Source organism: Bradyrhizobium sp. HKCCYLRH3059 (genome assembly GCF_051168035.1).
GTDB lineage: Bacteria > Pseudomonadota > Alphaproteobacteria > Rhizobiales > Xanthobacteraceae > Bradyrhizobium.
Genome location: NZ_JBNPUF010000003.1, coordinates 258942 through 273151, shown reverse-complemented (window position 1 = coordinate 273151; position 14210 = coordinate 258942). Strand labels below are relative to the sequence as shown.

Sequence of the window (14210 nt, the reverse complement as noted above, 5' to 3'; positions counted from 1 at the left end):
ATCATGGTCCGACACATCAACGTAAACGGCACTTACATATGATATCGCGACTTCAGATTGCGATCAATTCGATGCTGCCTTGCCGCTACGCTTCCGCATGACGCATCGGCAATGAATGATGCGCGTGACAGGCGGCGACCGCGGCATGGCCAAATGCCACCGCGATCTGATGCAGGTCGGTGACGACGTCGCCGATGCCATAGAGTCCCGCGACGCCGCAGCGCTGCTTGGCATCGACCTCGAGAAAGCCATCGGATGTATGCCGCGCGCCGAGCTTGATGGCGAGCTCGGAGCGAACATCGGCGCCCATCGCAGGATACACGATCTCGAACCGTTCGCTGCTGCCGTCGATGAATGACGCCTCGATCGCACCGTTTCGGCGCTGCAACGCATGAAGTTGTGGCGTCACCCGAACGCCGGCGGCGGCGAGCTCCTGCCGCTTCGCCGCATCCTGCTCATCATCGATCGGGATCAAGGTGACGTCCGAACTGTAGACGCGCATGAACAGCGCCTTGCCAGCGGCGTGACCGAGCGCGCCCACGATGGCGATCTTGTGGTCGATGGTTTCAAAGCCGTCGCAGACCGGACAATAGCGCAGCTCGCCGTCACGGACCGCCGCTCTCCAATCGGCGAGCGACGTCTGCTTGTCGACGATACCCGTCGCGAGGATAACGCGCTGTGCCGCGACCGCACCGCGCTCGTGAGTCGCGACCAGATCTCCGTCATGCGTCTCGAGAGCGCTCACCGTCCTCCGGACGATAGGAACGTGAAGTTCCTCGACCTGCCGCTGCATTCGTGCGAGCAGCTCGCTTCCGGCCATGCCGTTCGGGAACCCCGGCAGGTTGTGGCTCCGCGGAATCAGCGCTGCCCGCGATGCGCCGCCATCGACGACCACGACCCCACGCCGGAACCGGGCCAGGTAAATCGCGGCCATCAGTCCAGCTGGCCCGCCGCCTATGACGAGGACTTCGGTGCGCATTGCCGCCCTGCTCCAGTCCTGGCTCAAGCTGCATCGGAGCAGAAAGTTCTCGCGCGGAAAACATTTCGGCAAACGTGTCGATGAAATCGACCCGGAACACTCTGGAACACAAGTGGAACTTTTGCCACTGAGGGACGTTAACCTATGTCACTGCCGCGGCGGAAAAGCCGTGCAAACTTGGCAGCGAGGGGATTTGTTGCGAGGGCGCGTGGATGCGATTTGTAAATTCGACTGATGAAAGCTTGATGGCGTACTACGAAAGTGTCCGAAAGCAGGTGGCCGCCGACAGCCGGATCGGGGGCCCCTACCGTTTGATCGGCGATCGGGCCAAGCAGTATGCGCAGGAGCTCCAGGCCGAGATGCGGCGGCGGCAGTTGCGCTTCACGCCGATCGATTGGCCGAACTGATTGGGCAAGGGATCGTGGGGCTCACCTCAGCGCTCAAGTTGAAGTATTGCGTTCGACCAGACAGCGCGGCGGTCGTTATTGCGCCCTCTCCCCTTGTGGGAGGCAAGTAGGACAGAGTTTGCGGACAGGCTTGCGATGCCCTCTCCCACAAGGGGAGAGGGCGCTGTATTCTGCAGTGTCACCGCAAAGCCGCGCGAAGCGGGGTCGTCATCATTCCCACGACCAGCTCGAGAAATCATTCTCGAACTGCGGCACGTCCTTCCAGACACCCTTGAGCTTCTTGTTGATGATTGTGATCCACTGCGGCTGGAACAGGAAGCCCGCAGCGGCATCGGTCGCCAGCATGCGCTGGGCATCGCCGAGCAGCTTGGCGCGCTCGGTCTCGTTCGGCGTATCGACAATCGACTGGTAGAGCTTGTCGAAGGCCTCGGACTGATAGCCGAAGTAGTAATTCTTGTCGGTGAACTTCACGAGATCGAACGGCTCGACATGCGAGACGATGGTCAGGTCGAAATCATGCGGTCCGTTGAAGACCTGTGACAGCCACGCCGCCCATTCGAGATTCTCGATCTTGGCGACGATGCCGACCTTGGCCAATTGAGCCGCGAGCACCTCGCCGCCCTGGCGCGCATAGGCCGGCGGCGGCAGCCGCAGCGACAGTTGCAGCGGCGTGGTCACGCCGGCTTCGGCGAGCAGCTTCTTGGCCTTCTCCGGGTCGTAGGGATTGATGTCGGTGGTGTCGACATAGCCGAGCGAGCCCGGCACGTAGAAGCTGCCGATCGGCGTACCCAGGCCGTCGACGGCGCCTTCGACCATCGCCTTGCGATCGATCGCAGCAAGGATCGCGCGGCGGACGCGGACGTCGTCGAGCGGCTTCTTCTTGTTGTTGATGGTGACGATCGTCTTCGCCTTTGAGCCGCCGATCAGCACGGTGAAGCGCGGGTCGGACTTGAACTGCGCGATGGTGCGCGCCGTGGTGCCGCGCGGGAAGGCATCGACGTCACCCGACAACAGCGCAGCGACCTGCGCCGCCGGATCGGAGATGAAGCGGATCGTCACCTTGGACAGCTTCACGGCTGCGGCGTTGCGATAGTCGGGCCATTTGTTCAAGGTCAGGGACGAGCCCTTGGCCCAGCTACCCAGCGTGTACGGTCCAGTACCGACCGGCTGCGTCGCGTTGGTCGGCGCGCTCTTCGGCTCGACGATCGAGGCGGTGGCCTGTCCGAGCAGGAACGGCAGGTTGGGCTCAGAATATTTCAGCTTGACGACGATGGTCCCCGCGTCGGGAGCCGTCACGGACTCCATCGACTGGAACAGCGCCTTGTCCTTGTTGGTGCTGTTGGCGGCGCCGGCGCGCTCGAACGAGAACTTCACCACGGCGGAATCGAACGCCTCGCCGTTCTGGAATTTCACGCCCTTGGCGAGCTTGAACGTGTAGCTCTTCAGATCGGACGAGGCCTGCCAGCTCGAGGCCAGCAGCGGCGAGACCGAGCCGTCCTCGTTGATCTTGGTCAGCGTCTCATAGACGTTGTAGAGCGTCACCTCGGCGATGGCCGCCGCGGCCGCGCTGGTCGGATCGAGCCCCGGCGGCTCCAAGGTCATGCCGACAACGACGCTATCCTTCTTGCTCTGCGCGAGAGCCGGCGCGACGGCCGCAACGAGCGCGGCCATGGCGATGATCGATAGTTTCTTGAACATTGTTGTTTCTCCCTGAGGAAGCCAAATTACGCGTCAAAGCGGCTTCGAGACAAGTGGCTGCAGTTCCGTTGCGACGAGCGCCGGCAGCGCCATTACGCTTTCCGCCCGATGGCAGGCAGCGGAATGCTGTCCGGTGAGCGCTCGCAACGCGGGGGCCGTCGCGCGGCACCGGGCATCGGCGAGCGGACAACGGGGCGCGTAGGCGCATCCGGCCGCGCCGAGGGATTGCGAAGCGATCGCAACGCTCTCGCGACGGCGCCGGACCGCGCCGGCCTGGGCCCGCGGCACGGCGTCGAGGAGCGCCCGCGTGTAGGGATGCGCGCAACTTCCGAACAAGTCCTCCGGCCGCCCGCGCTCGACGATGCGGCCGAGATACATCACCGCAACCTCGTCGCAGAGATAGTCGACGACCGCGAGGTCATGACTGATCAGCACGTAGCTCAGGCCGAACTGCTCCTGCAGATCCTGCATCAGGTTGAGAACCTGCGCCTGCACGGAGACATCCAGCGCCGACACCGGCTCGTCGGCGACGATCAGCTTCGGTTGGGTGATCAGGGCCCGCGCGATCGCGATGCGCTGGCGCTGGCCCCCGGAGAATTCATGCGGATATTTGTCCATGTCGGCATCGCGCAATCCGACCTGCCGCAGCACGCTCGCGACGCGCCTGCGGAGAGAATCGCGATCCGGGTGTTCGAGAGCGGTCAGCGGCTCTGCGACGATGCGCGCAATGGTCTGGCGCGGATCGAGCGATCCGTACGGATCCTGAAATACCATCTGGAAATCGCGGCGCGCCCGCCGCAGCTCATCCACCGGGAGGCGGTTGAGATCGCGGCCCACCATCAGCACCGATCCCGCTGACGGCCGCTCCAGCGCCATGATCAGCCGCGCCAGGGTCGACTTGCCAGAGCCGGACTCGCCGACGATGCCGAGGCTCTTGCCCGCCTTCAACGACAGCGACACGCCGTTCAGCGCGAGCACCTCGCCGGGCGGCCGCAGCAGACTCTCTCGCGGCAGCGTGTAGCGCTGTACGAGATCCCTGACCTCGAGCAGCGGCGTCTCTGCAACTCCTTGCGCGGCGGTGCTCAAGCGACCACTCCCGCCGGATCACACGCGAGCGCGACGCCGGTCCGGATGCACCGGACGCCGTGCCCGGCGCCGATCTCGATCGACGGCGGCAGCGCCGTGCGACAGGCGTCGATCGCCAGCCCGCAGCGATCTGCGAACGGACAACCGGCCGGCAGATCGGCGAGCTCCGGCACGGTACCGGCGATGGTCGCAAGGCGCGTGCCCTTGCGGGCCCCGAGCCGCGGCCGCGCGCGGAACAGGCCCTGCGTGTAGGGATGCCCCATGCGCGAGAACACGGCGTCCGTGGTGCCGCTCTCGACCACCGTGCCGCCATACATCACGATCATGCGCTGGACGTTCTCGGCGATGACGCCAAGATCATGCGAGATCAAGATCATCGCCATGCCGCGCTCGGCGACCAGATCGGCGATGAGATCGAGGATCTGGCGCTGGATGGTGACGTCGAGCGCAGTGGTCGGCTCGTCGGCGATCAGCACGTCGGGCTTGCAGGCGAGCGCCATCGCGATGGTGATGCGCTGGCGCTGGCCGCCGGAGAACTGGTGCGGATAGGCGCCGTAGCGTCGGGCGGGATCCGGCAGACCGACGCGGTCGAGGAGCGCGATCGCCTGTCGTTTCGCCTCGGTCGCCGTGCAGCCGATATGCCGCAGCAGCGGTTCGGCCACCTGATGACCGATCGTATGCATCGGGTTGAGCGCGGTCATCGGCTCCTGAAAGATCATGCTGATGCGGTTGCCGCGCAGCTTGCAGTAATCGGCATCACCGAGACCGACCAGCTCGCGGCCATCGAGCGTGATGCTGCCGCTGACGACGGCGCTGTCAGGCAGAAGGCCAAGCAGAGCGAGCGCCGTGATCGACTTGCCGCAACCGGACTCGCCGACGATGCCGAGCGTCTCGCCGCGCCGGAGCGTGAAGGAGACCTCGCGCACGGCTTGCGCCGAGCCGCGGCTGGTATTGAGCCGGATGCCGAGACCCGACACATCGAGCAGAGGCTGATCGCCTACCGTCATCGCTGCCTCGCCAGCCGTGGGTCGAGCAGATCGCGCAGGCCGTCGCCGAGCAGGTTGAGGCCGAGCACCGCGAGCGCGATGGCGGCACCGGGATACACGGCGAGGCTCGGCGACTGAAACAACAGGGTCTGCGCATCGTTCAGCATGCGCCCCCAGGACGGCTGCGGCGGCTGCGTGCCGAGACCCAGATAGGACAGCGCCGCTTCCGCCAGGATCGCCAGCGCGAACTGGATCGTCGCCTGCACGATCAGAATCGACAAGATGTTCGGCAGCACGTGCTCGATGGTGATGCGGAAGCGGCCCTTGCCGGCGGCGCGCGCAGCCAGGATGAACTCGCGCGCCCAGACCGCACCGGCCGAGCCGCGGGTGACGCGCACGAACACCGGGATCTGGAAGATGCCGATCGCGGTGATCGACGTGACCATGCCCGGCCCGATCACGGCCGCCAGCATGATCGCCGACAGCACCGCGGGAAAAGCGAAGGTGAAGTCGCTGAAGCGCATGATCAGTTCCTCGGTCCAGCCGCGCTGCGCGGCTGCGATCAGGCCAAGGCAGACGCCGCAGGTGAGACCGATGCCGACGGCGATGATGCCGACCAGAATGGTCGCGCGCGCACCCACCAGCAATAGCGAGACGATGTCGCGGCCGAGCACGTCGGTGCCCAGCCAATGCGCTGCTGATGGCGGCCGCAATTTGGACGCGACATCGATCTCATAGGCCGACCATGGCGTCCAGAGCAGCGACAGCAGCGCGGCGCCGAGCACCAGCAGACAGAGCAGCGCGCCGACCGTGAAGCTGCGATGGCGCAGCGCGCGGCGCCAGAACGCGTTGGACGCAGGCGCAGCGCCCGTTTGAACGACCACGGCGGAACTCACAGCTCGTGCACCTTGATGCGCGGATCGATCACCGCATACAGGACATCGACCACGAAGTTGACGATGATCACCATGGCCGCCAGCAGCATCACGCAGTTGCGCACCACGATCAGGTCGCGATTGGCGATCGACTGGAAGATGAGGCGCCCCAGGCCCGGGAGATAGAACACGTTCTCGATCACGATGGTGCCGGCGAGCAGGTTGGCGAATTGCAGCCCCATCACGGTGAGCACCGGGATCATGGCGTTGCGCAGCACGTGCTGCCACAGCACCTCGCGCTTCGTCAGGCCCTTGGCGCGCGCGGTGCGGACGAAATCCTCGCGCAGAACGTCGAGCACGGCCGAGCGCGTCACCCGCGCCAGGATCGCGGCCTGCACCACTGCCAGCGCCACAGCCGGCAACAGCAGCGCGCGCAGACCCGGCCAGATGCCGTCCTCCCAGCCGGGAAAGCCGCCGGCCGACAGCCATTGCAGCTTCACCGCAAACAGGAGGATCAGCAGGATCGCGAACCAGAAGTTCGGCAAGGCGATGCCGATCTGGGTCAGCGACATGACGCCGACATCGCCGAGACGGTTGTGATTGGCGGCCGTGTAGATGCCGGCCGTGAGCGCCAGCACGGTCGTGAGCCCCATGGCCAGGATCGCGAGCGGAATGGTCATCGCCAGCCGCTCGCGGATCAGTTCGGCCACCGGCGTGCCATAGGCGTAGCTGTTGCCGAGATCGCCGCTCACGAGGCCGCCGATCCAGTGCAGGTAACGCAACGCCAGCGGCTGATCCAGCCCGAGCTTGACCGTCAGCGCCCTGACCGCATCCGGCGAGGCATCCGCGCCCATCAGCATCTGGGCGGCATTGCCCGGCAGCGCGTCGAGCACCAGGAATATGATCAGCGACGCGCCGACGAGGGTCGCCAGCAAGGTCAGGAAGCGCCGCAGCAGAAAAACGCTCATTCGCGCCGGGACTCCAGTTTTCGGCGGCCGCACGTTCCACAGCTTTCGGCTCCGATGCAAGCCCGTTGCCTGCATGATTGCCATTGCCGGGCGGAGGCACCTTCACACACCGCATCCGCCGGGGTATCGCCGGCTTGATCCCGGTCAACGGCGGAGCGCCGGCGACCGCCATCATGCGGCTGATCGCAACAACGCAAGGGCCCATCTCGATCATGACCATCCGTCCGAGCTTTCTCTGGGGCGCCTCGACCTCGGCCTTCCAGATCGAGGGCGCGGCGCACCTCGACGGCCGCGCCGACAGCATCTGGGATGTCTATCTGCGCGCCCCCGGCCGGGTGAGCCACAACGACACCGCCGAGACCGCCTGCGATCACTATCATCGCTACGCGGAGGACGTGGCGCTGATGCGCGATCTCGGCCTCAATGCCTATCGGTTCTCGATCGCCTGGCCGCGGCTGCTACCGCAAGGCCGCGGCGCGGCCAACGAAGCCGGCCTCGCCTTCTACGACCGCCTCATCGACGCCCTGCTTGCCGCTGAGATAGAGCCGTGGCTCTGTCTCTACCACTGGGACCTGCCGCAGGCGCTGGAGGCGCTCGGCGGCTGGCAGAACCGCGACATCGTCGGCTGGTTCGCCGACTATGCCGCGCTGGTCGCGCGGCGCTATGGCGACCGGGTCAAGCGCTTCGCCACCTTCAACGAGCCCTGCGTGTTCACGCTGTTCGGCTACGGCCTCGGCTGGCACGCGCCGGGGATCGCCGACGGAGCGGCCCTGCACAAGGCCATTCATCACGTCAATCTCAGCCACGGCCGCGCCGTCGACGTGCTGCGCAGGGACGTGGCCGGCGCCTCGATCGGCGCCATCCACAATCGGCAGCCCTGCTACCCTGCGAGCGACAGTGCGGAGGACGCCGCGGCCGCCTTGCGGCTCGCCGCCTATTGGAACGATGCCTTCCCGTTTCCGCAGGCCTTTGCCTGCTACCCGCCGGAGCTCCAGGACGCCGTCGCGCCCTATATCGCACCCGGCGACATGGCGCAGATCGCCCGCCCCGTCGACTGGTTCGGGCTCAATCACTATTCGCCGCATTACATCAAGGCGGGCAGCAACCTGATGGGCGCCAGCTTCGGAGCGCCTCCCGCGGCAGTGCCGCGCAGCGCAATCGGCTGGCCCGTCGTGCCCGAGGCGTTCCGCGATACGCTCCTGGACATCCACAGCCGGTTCCGGCTTCCGATCTACGTGCTGGAGAACGGAACGGCGGCCAATGACACCGTCGATGCATCCGGCTGCATCCAGGACGACGGCAGGATCGGCTATCTCAAGGCCTATACGACCGCGATGGAACAGGCGATCGCGGCGGGCGCCGACGTGCGCGGCTATTTCGTCTGGTCGCTCCTGGATAATTTTGAATGGGGAGCGGGCTATTCGCAGCGCTTCGGCATTGTCTATGTCGATCGCGCCACCCAGCGCCGCATTCCCAAGGCGTCGGCGCGGTGGTATTCGAACATGATTGCCGCTCACCGGGTATCCGACGATCCCGCCGGGCGGCACAACCGGGCGGAAGAGTGAGGATGAGCGAACGCGTTCTTCTGGGTGACATCGGCGGCACCAATGCGCGGTTCGCGCTGCTTGACGGCCACGTCATCAGCGAGGTCGCGCATCTCAAGGTCGCCGACTTCCCGACCATCACGGACGCGATCACCGACTTCCTATTGCGACACGCCGCCGGCGGCCCGCCCACCGCAGCCGTGCTCGACATCGCCGGCCCGATCGAGCGCAATCGCGGCATGCTCACCAACTCGACCTGGGTGATCGACGGCGCCGAGCTGGCGGAGCGGTTCAAGCTGCGCTCGGCCAAGCTCCTGAACGATTTCGAGGCGGTCGGCTGGTCGCTGCCGGCGCTGCATCCCGACGACCTGTTTCCGCTTGGCGGAAGCGCCGCGGTCGACGGCGCGCCGATGCTGGTGATCGGCCCCGGCACCGGCTTCGGCGCCGCGTGCTATCTCCCGGCAGAAGGCCGTCCCACGGTTGCCGTGACCGAGGCCGGCCATGCCACGCTGCCGGCGACGACGGCGCGCGAGGCCGCCGTGCTCGCCAAGATGCGCGAGCGCTTCGGCCATGTCTCGATCGAGCGTGCGCTGTCGGGCATGGGCCTTTCGAACGTCTATCAGGCCATTGCCGCGGTCGACGGGGTCACGGTGCCGCCGCGCGATGCCGCAGCGATCACCCACGCCGCGCTGGACGGCAGTTGCGCCACCAGCCGCGCGACTCTCGACATGTTCTGCGCCTGGCTCGGTGCCGTCGCCGGCAACCTCGCGCTCACCTTCTGCGCCCGCGGCGGCGTCTACATCGCCGGCGGCATCCCGCCGCGGTTTCCGGACTACTTTGCCAGATCCGATTTCCGCCGGCAGTTCGAGGGCAAGGGGCGCTATGACAGCTATCTGCGTCCGATCCCGGTTCATCTCGTTATCAAGCCCGACATCAGCTTCCTCGGTCTCAAATCGTTCTTCGAGGCCGGCATCACCGCGAGCGGCGGCTCCCCGACCCACTGAGATCGAATGAGCGACATCGTCACGATCACGCCGAACCCGGCCGTCGACATCTCGACGACCGTCGAGAAAATCGTGCCGGTGGCCAAGCTGCGCGGCACGACGCAACAGCGAGATCCCGGTGGTGGCGGCATCAACGTCGCCCGTGTCATCGCCCGCCTCGGCGGCGACGTCACCGCGCTCTATCCGGTCGGCGGTCCGACCGGCCTGCTGCTGAAGCAGCTCGTCGAGAAGGAAGGCGTCGCCAGCCGCACCTGGGCGACGGCCGAGGACACGCGCGAGGACTTCTTCGTCCAGGAGCGCGTCAGCGGCCAGCCCTATCGCTTCATCCTGCCGGGTCCGACGCTGACCGAGGCCGAATGGCAGGCCGGCCTTGCCTTGCTCGCAGCCCAGGATCCGTTTCCCCGCTTCGTCGTCGGCAGCGGCAGCCTGCCGCGCGGCGTGCCGACCGACTTCTATGCGCGCGTTGCGACGCTTGCACGGTCACGCGGCGCGCAATTCGTGCTCGACACCTCGGGGCCAGCTTTGGCCGCGGCGGTAGCCGGCGGCATCGACCTGATGAAGCCGTCGCTGCACGAGATGCAAGAGCTGGTCGGCGGCGCGCTGCCCGATGCCACGGCGTGGGAGAAAGCCGCCCACGCGCTGGTCGCGAGCGGCAAGGCCGGCACCGTCGCGCTGACCATGGGTCATCTCGGCGCCCTGCTGGTCACCCGCGACCGCGTGCTGCGCGCTCAGCCGCTGACGATGGTGCCGGTCAACGCAGTCGGCGCCGGTGACAGTTTTCTCGGCGCATTGGTCGCGAAGCTCGCCGCGGGCGAGTTGCTGGACGACGCGTTTCGCTTTGCGGTCGCCGCAGGTGCCGCGGCGCTGCTGCGCACCGGCACCGCGCTGTCCGATCCCGCCGACGTCAGCCGTCTGCAGGCTGACGTGCGGCTCGAGACGGCGTGACATCGCTCGCCGCATCACCGTTGAGCCGATCGAGCGAGAGCAGCAACCCGCCGACGCGCTCCAGCGACGACATCCACTCTGCGAGGCGGTTGAAATTGTCCACCATCCAATTGAACGACCCCTGCACCAGCGTGAACGCAGCGGCTGCCTGGGTGAGTTCGCCCAGGGTCATCTGATCGCCGAGGAACTTCGGCGCGCACAGCACGAGGCCGATGATCGGCGCGAGCAGCGTATTCAGATGAGACACCAGGGTGTTGCGCATCAGCTGCCAGCACAGCCGCTTCCATTGCTGGATCGTGCGGTCGAGCGCCATCCACAGCCCGGCAACGACGCTGCGTTCTTCCTGCTTGGGCGCGATGCCTTCGCCGATGTCGCGCAAGTGATGGGCTGCGGTGATCAGCTCCGACTCGGCCTGGTTCTTGGTCTGGATGACGCGCGTGAGTGGCGAACCGACCCACAGCATGGCCCCGGTCACCAGCCCGGAATAGATGACGACGCTGACCACCAGGTAGCCTGGAATCCACAATTGGTGCCCGGCCACGGCAAAGCCGATGGATCCGCCGACCTGCCACAGCACCTGGACGAACACGACCGCCGTCAGCAGCGAGGAGATCACACTGACCACGAAGTCGATCGGTGCATCGGTGGCGATGCGGACATCCTCGGCAATACGATACTCCGGAATCTTCAGATCGCCCTGCACCGTCGCGAGCCGCGCATAGCGATCGTTCTCGACCCAGTAGTTGATCACCTTGGCGCTCAACCATTGCCGCCAGTTGCGTTGCATCACCATGCGGCCCCACACCGAGACGATCGCCAGCACGACGCTCGCCAGACAAAGCGGAATGAGCAGAACGGCCTGCTGCCGCAGCCGCGTCGGATCGCGGCCCTCCAATGCGTCGAAGAAATCCCTGTTCCAGTAATTGAACCGAAACTGCACGTAGAGCTGAAGCACCACGAGGACGATCAGGGCGACGCAGAGCAGCCAGACCCGCCATGCCGTCGATCCGAGCCAGAATTGCCGCGCCGTGAGCCAGAACCGCGACCATTCGCGATTGCCGTCCTCGTTCTCGTCGTCGGAGATCATTGGTGATCCGGATGGGTACGATTGATGGGTCTTAACAAACATCCTCGCCTATGGTGGAACCGTTGTCATCCCGCGATTTAAGGGGCTCGCGAAGCGCCTTGCTTGATCTTGCGCAAGGCAGTCGCCGCCCGCCGCGACAAACTGAAGTTCGCGCTGCGATGCGGGAGATCACCGATGACGGCACCCGGCTACATCCGCTGGTTCAAGGACCTTCGTATCGAGGACGTGCCCGGCGTCGGCGGCAAGACGGCCTCGCTCGGAGAGCTGTATTCGGCGCTGGCGTCGCAAGGCGTGCGCGTACCCAACGGCTTCGCACTGACGGCCGCCGCCTATCGCGACGCCTTGCGCGCGACCGGCGCCGACGACGCGCTGCGCAAGCTGCTCGCCGGCCTCGACAAGCGCCGCATCGCCGATCTCGCCAAACGCGCGGCGAAGGCGCGCGCGATCGTGTTCGCGGCGACCGACCGTGACGATCTACGCCACGAGGTCGCAGAGGCTTACAAGCAGCTGGAGCAGGAGTATGGCCGCGGCGTCGCGGTTGCCGTGCGCAGCTCGGCCACCGCCGAGGACCTGCCGAATGCGAGCTTCGCAGGCCAGCACGAGAGCTTTCTCAACATTCGCGGCGCCAAGGACCTGTTCGAGGCGTGCCGCCACTGCTTCGCCTCGCTCTATACGGACCGCGCGATCTCCTACCGCATCGACAACGGCTTCGACCACGACAAGGTCGCGCTGTCGGTGGCCGTGATGAAGATGGTGCGCTCGGACCGCGCCGCGAGCGGCGTGATGTTCTCGTTGGACACCGAGAGCGGCTTTCGCGACGTCGCCTTCATCACCGGGGTCTACGGCCTCGGCGAGACCATCGTGCAGGGCACGGTCGATCCGGACGAGTTCTACGTCCACAAGCCCACCTTCGCGGCCGGCTTCCGCAGCGTGCTGTCGCGCCGGCTCGGCGCCAAGGACAAGCGGATGGTCTATGCCAAAGCCAGCGCAAAGGCCGGCGCGCGCAGCCGTGGCCCCACGACGCGCACCGAGGCGACGCCGCCGGCTGACAGGGCGAAATTCTGCATCAGCGATGCCGACGTGCTGGAGCTCGCGCAGGCCACCATCGTCGTCGAGGAGCACTACTCGCAGAAGGCCGGCAGGCCGACGCCGATGGACATCGAATGGGCCAAGGACGGTCGCGACGGTGCGCTCTACATCATCCAGGCGCGGCCGGAGACGGTGGCCTCGCAGCGGCGGCCCGAGGCGATCGAGACCTACGTTCTGAAGAAGACCGGCAGAACGCTGGCAACCGGCCGCGCCGTGGGCGAAAAGATCGCCACCGGCAAGATCCGCTTGATCCGCAATCCCAAGGATCTGAACGCGTTCTGCCCCGGCGAGGTGCTGGTCGCCGCGTCGACCAGTCCGGACTGGGAGCCGGTGATGAAGACCGCGGCGGCGATCGTCACGGATCATGGCGGCCGCACCTGCCATGCCGCGATCGTCGCTCGCGAGCTCGGCGTGCCGGCCGTGGTCGGCACGGAGGATTTCAGCAAGCGCGCGAAGACCGGAACGACGGTCACTGTCTGCTGCGCGGAGGGCGACGCCGGCCATGTCTACGACGGCGCACTGCCGTTCGATGTCGAGCGCCTGGCGATCGACAGATTGGAGAAGCCGCGCACCGAGATCATGGTCAATCTCGGCAATCCCGAACTGGCCTTCAAGACCGCGCTGCTGCCGAACGATGGCGTCGGCCTCGCCCGCATGGAGTTCATCATCAACCAGGCGATCGGCATCCACCCGATGGCGCTGGCGACGCCCGCAAAGGTGACCGCGGCAAAGGACCGCGCGACGATCAAGCGCCTGACCGCGCGCTACAAGAAGCCCGCCGACTTCTTCGTCGAGCGGCTGTCGGAAGGCGTCGGCACCATCGCCGCGGCATTCTACCCGCGGCCGGTGATCGTGCGCCTCTCGGACTTCAAGACCAACGAATATGCCAGCCTGATCGGCGGCTCCGATTTCGAGCCGAAGGAAGAGAACCCCATGCTCGGCTTCCGCGGCGCCTCGCGCTATGCGCATCCCGCCTACGCCGCCGGTTTCGCGCTGGAATGCGCGGCGATGAAGCGCGTGCGCGACACGATGGGGCTCTCCAATCTGAAGATCATGATCCCGTTCTGCCGCCGGGTCGAGGAGGCACGCAAGGTGATCGCGGCGATGGCCGGGCATGGCCTCGTCAGAGGCGAAAACGGGCTCGAAATCTACATGATGTGCGAGATCCCGAACAACGTGATCCTGATCGATGAGTTCGCCAAACATTTCGACGGCTTCTCGATCGGCTCCAACGATCTCACCCAGCTCACGCTCGGCGTCGACCGCGACTCCGACATCGTCGCGTTCGATTTCGACGAGCGCGATCCCGGCCTGCTGGCGATGCTGCGGATGGCGGTGGAGGGCGCGCACCGCAACCATCGCCATGTCGGCATCTGCGGCGAGGCGCCGGCAAACTATCCGGAAGTCGCGCGCTATCTGGCCGAACTCGGCATCGATTCGATCAGCGTCAATCCGGCGAGCATCGTGCGCACCATGGAGATCGTCCGTACCGCTGAGCGGGAGCTCGCCTCGCGCACGCCGCAGGCGCTGGCGAGCTGATCA

The 14210-nt window shown here is 66.2% G+C and carries 12 protein-coding genes; 5 read left to right on the top strand and 7 right to left on the bottom strand.

Going from position 1 to position 14210, the window contains the following annotated elements; genetic code table 11:
• Positions 1-85: 85 nt before the first annotated feature.
• Positions 86-979 (bottom strand): NAD(P)/FAD-dependent oxidoreductase, encoded by an 894-nt coding sequence (locus ACQR13_RS12050; RefSeq protein WP_316186753.1) that lies wholly within the window; start codon positions 977-979, stop codon positions 86-88.
• Between the two features lie 245 nt (positions 980-1224).
• On the opposite strand from ACQR13_RS12050, the gene ACQR13_RS12045 reads away from it, so the two are divergent.
• Positions 1225-1386: a hypothetical protein gene (locus ACQR13_RS12045; protein WP_315714266.1), complete on the top strand. Its 162-nt coding sequence runs from the start codon at positions 1225-1227 to the stop codon at positions 1384-1386.
• A gap of 210 nt (positions 1387-1596) precedes the next feature.
• On the opposite strand, the gene ACQR13_RS12040 is transcribed toward ACQR13_RS12045, so the two are convergent.
• Genes ACQR13_RS12040 through ACQR13_RS12020 form a run of 5 tightly spaced genes read right to left on the bottom strand, consistent with a single transcriptional unit; the run spans position 1597 to position 6999 of the window.
• Positions 1597-3084, bottom strand: coding sequence for an ABC transporter substrate-binding protein (locus ACQR13_RS12040; RefSeq protein WP_316186752.1), 1488 nt, complete (start codon positions 3082-3084; stop codon positions 1597-1599).
• A gap of 33 nt (positions 3085-3117) precedes the next feature.
• Positions 3118-4170: an ABC transporter ATP-binding protein gene (locus ACQR13_RS12035; protein WP_315750157.1), complete on the bottom strand. Its 1053-nt coding sequence runs from the start codon at positions 4168-4170 to the stop codon at positions 3118-3120.
• On the bottom strand, positions 4167-5177 hold the full coding sequence (locus tag ACQR13_RS12030; protein ID WP_315714263.1) for an ABC transporter ATP-binding protein: 1011 nt from the start codon (positions 5175-5177) through the stop codon (positions 4167-4169). Before ACQR13_RS12030 ends, ACQR13_RS12035 begins: the two co-directional genes overlap by 4 nt.
• Positions 5174-6040, bottom strand: coding sequence for an ABC transporter permease (locus ACQR13_RS12025; RefSeq protein ID WP_434862854.1), 867 nt, complete (start codon positions 6038-6040; stop codon positions 5174-5176). Before ACQR13_RS12025 ends, ACQR13_RS12030 begins: the two co-directional genes overlap by 4 nt.
• 8 nt (positions 6041-6048) lie before the next feature.
• The gene (locus ACQR13_RS12020; RefSeq protein ID WP_434862853.1) at positions 6049-6999 is read right to left on the bottom strand and encodes an ABC transporter permease; all 951 of its coding nucleotides are present in this window, start codon (positions 6997-6999) and stop codon (positions 6049-6051) included.
• 212 nt (positions 7000-7211) lie between these two features.
• Between ACQR13_RS12020 and ACQR13_RS12015 the strand changes: the two genes are divergently transcribed.
• From ACQR13_RS12015 to ACQR13_RS12005, 3 genes are read left to right on the top strand one after another with little or no spacing between them, the layout of a single operon-like run.
• Entirely contained in the window at positions 7212-8564 is a 1353-nt protein-coding gene (locus ACQR13_RS12015) for a GH1 family beta-glucosidase (protein ID WP_315714391.1), read from the top strand.
• Between the two features lie 2 nt (positions 8565-8566).
• Complete coding sequence (glk, locus tag ACQR13_RS12010) at positions 8567-9547, top strand: glucokinase (protein ID WP_315827713.1); 981 nt, start codon at positions 8567-8569, stop codon at positions 9545-9547.
• Between the two features lie 6 nt (positions 9548-9553).
• Positions 9554-10492 carry a 1-phosphofructokinase family hexose kinase gene (locus ACQR13_RS12005; RefSeq protein ID WP_315827712.1) on the top strand — a complete coding sequence of 313 codons (939 nt, stop codon included), beginning with the start codon at positions 9554-9556 and terminating at the stop codon, positions 10490-10492.
• Here ACQR13_RS12005 and ACQR13_RS12000 read toward each other — a convergent pair.
• Positions 10452-11579: an SbmA/BacA-like family transporter gene (locus ACQR13_RS12000; protein ID WP_316194275.1), complete on the bottom strand. Its 1128-nt coding sequence runs from the start codon at positions 11577-11579 to the stop codon at positions 10452-10454. The two genes, ACQR13_RS12005 and ACQR13_RS12000, sit on opposite strands and share 41 nt — an antisense overlap.
• Positions 11580-11753: 174 nt before the next feature.
• On the opposite strand from ACQR13_RS12000, the gene ppsA reads away from it, so the two are divergent.
• Entirely contained in the window at positions 11754-14207 is a 2454-nt protein-coding gene (ppsA, locus tag ACQR13_RS11995; RefSeq protein ID WP_434862852.1) for a phosphoenolpyruvate synthase, read from the top strand.
• Positions 14208-14210: the final 3 nt, after the last annotated feature.

Bases quoted from the DNA above. Each gene is read 5' to 3' on its own strand.
- ACQR13_RS12000 (WP_316194275.1), bottom strand. From the start codon at position 11,579: ATGATCTCCGACGACGAGAACGAGGACGGCAATCGCGAATGGTCGCGG.
- ACQR13_RS12050 (WP_316186753.1), bottom strand. From the start codon at position 979: ATGCGCACCGAAGTCCTCGTCATAGGCGGCGGGCCAGCTGGACTGATG.
- ppsA (WP_434862852.1), top strand. From the start codon at position 11,754: ATGACGGCACCCGGCTACATCCGCTGGTTCAAGGACCTTCGTATCGAG.
- glk (WP_315827713.1), top strand. From the start codon at position 8,567: ATGAGCGAACGCGTTCTTCTGGGTGACATCGGCGGCACCAATGCGCGG.
- ACQR13_RS12020 (WP_434862853.1), bottom strand. From the start codon at position 6,999: ATGAGCGTTTTTCTGCTGCGGCGCTTCCTGACCTTGCTGGCGACCCTC.
- ACQR13_RS12045 (WP_315714266.1), top strand. From the start codon at position 1,225: ATGGCGTACTACGAAAGTGTCCGAAAGCAGGTGGCCGCCGACAGCCGG.
- ACQR13_RS12030 (WP_315714263.1), bottom strand. From the start codon at position 5,177: ATGACGGTAGGCGATCAGCCTCTGCTCGATGTGTCGGGTCTCGGCATC.
- ACQR13_RS12040 (WP_316186752.1), bottom strand. From the start codon at position 3,084: ATGTTCAAGAAACTATCGATCATCGCCATGGCCGCGCTCGTTGCGGCC.
- ACQR13_RS12005 (WP_315827712.1), top strand. From the start codon at position 9,554: ATGAGCGACATCGTCACGATCACGCCGAACCCGGCCGTCGACATCTCG.
- ACQR13_RS12015 (WP_315714391.1), top strand. From the start codon at position 7,212: ATGACCATCCGTCCGAGCTTTCTCTGGGGCGCCTCGACCTCGGCCTTC.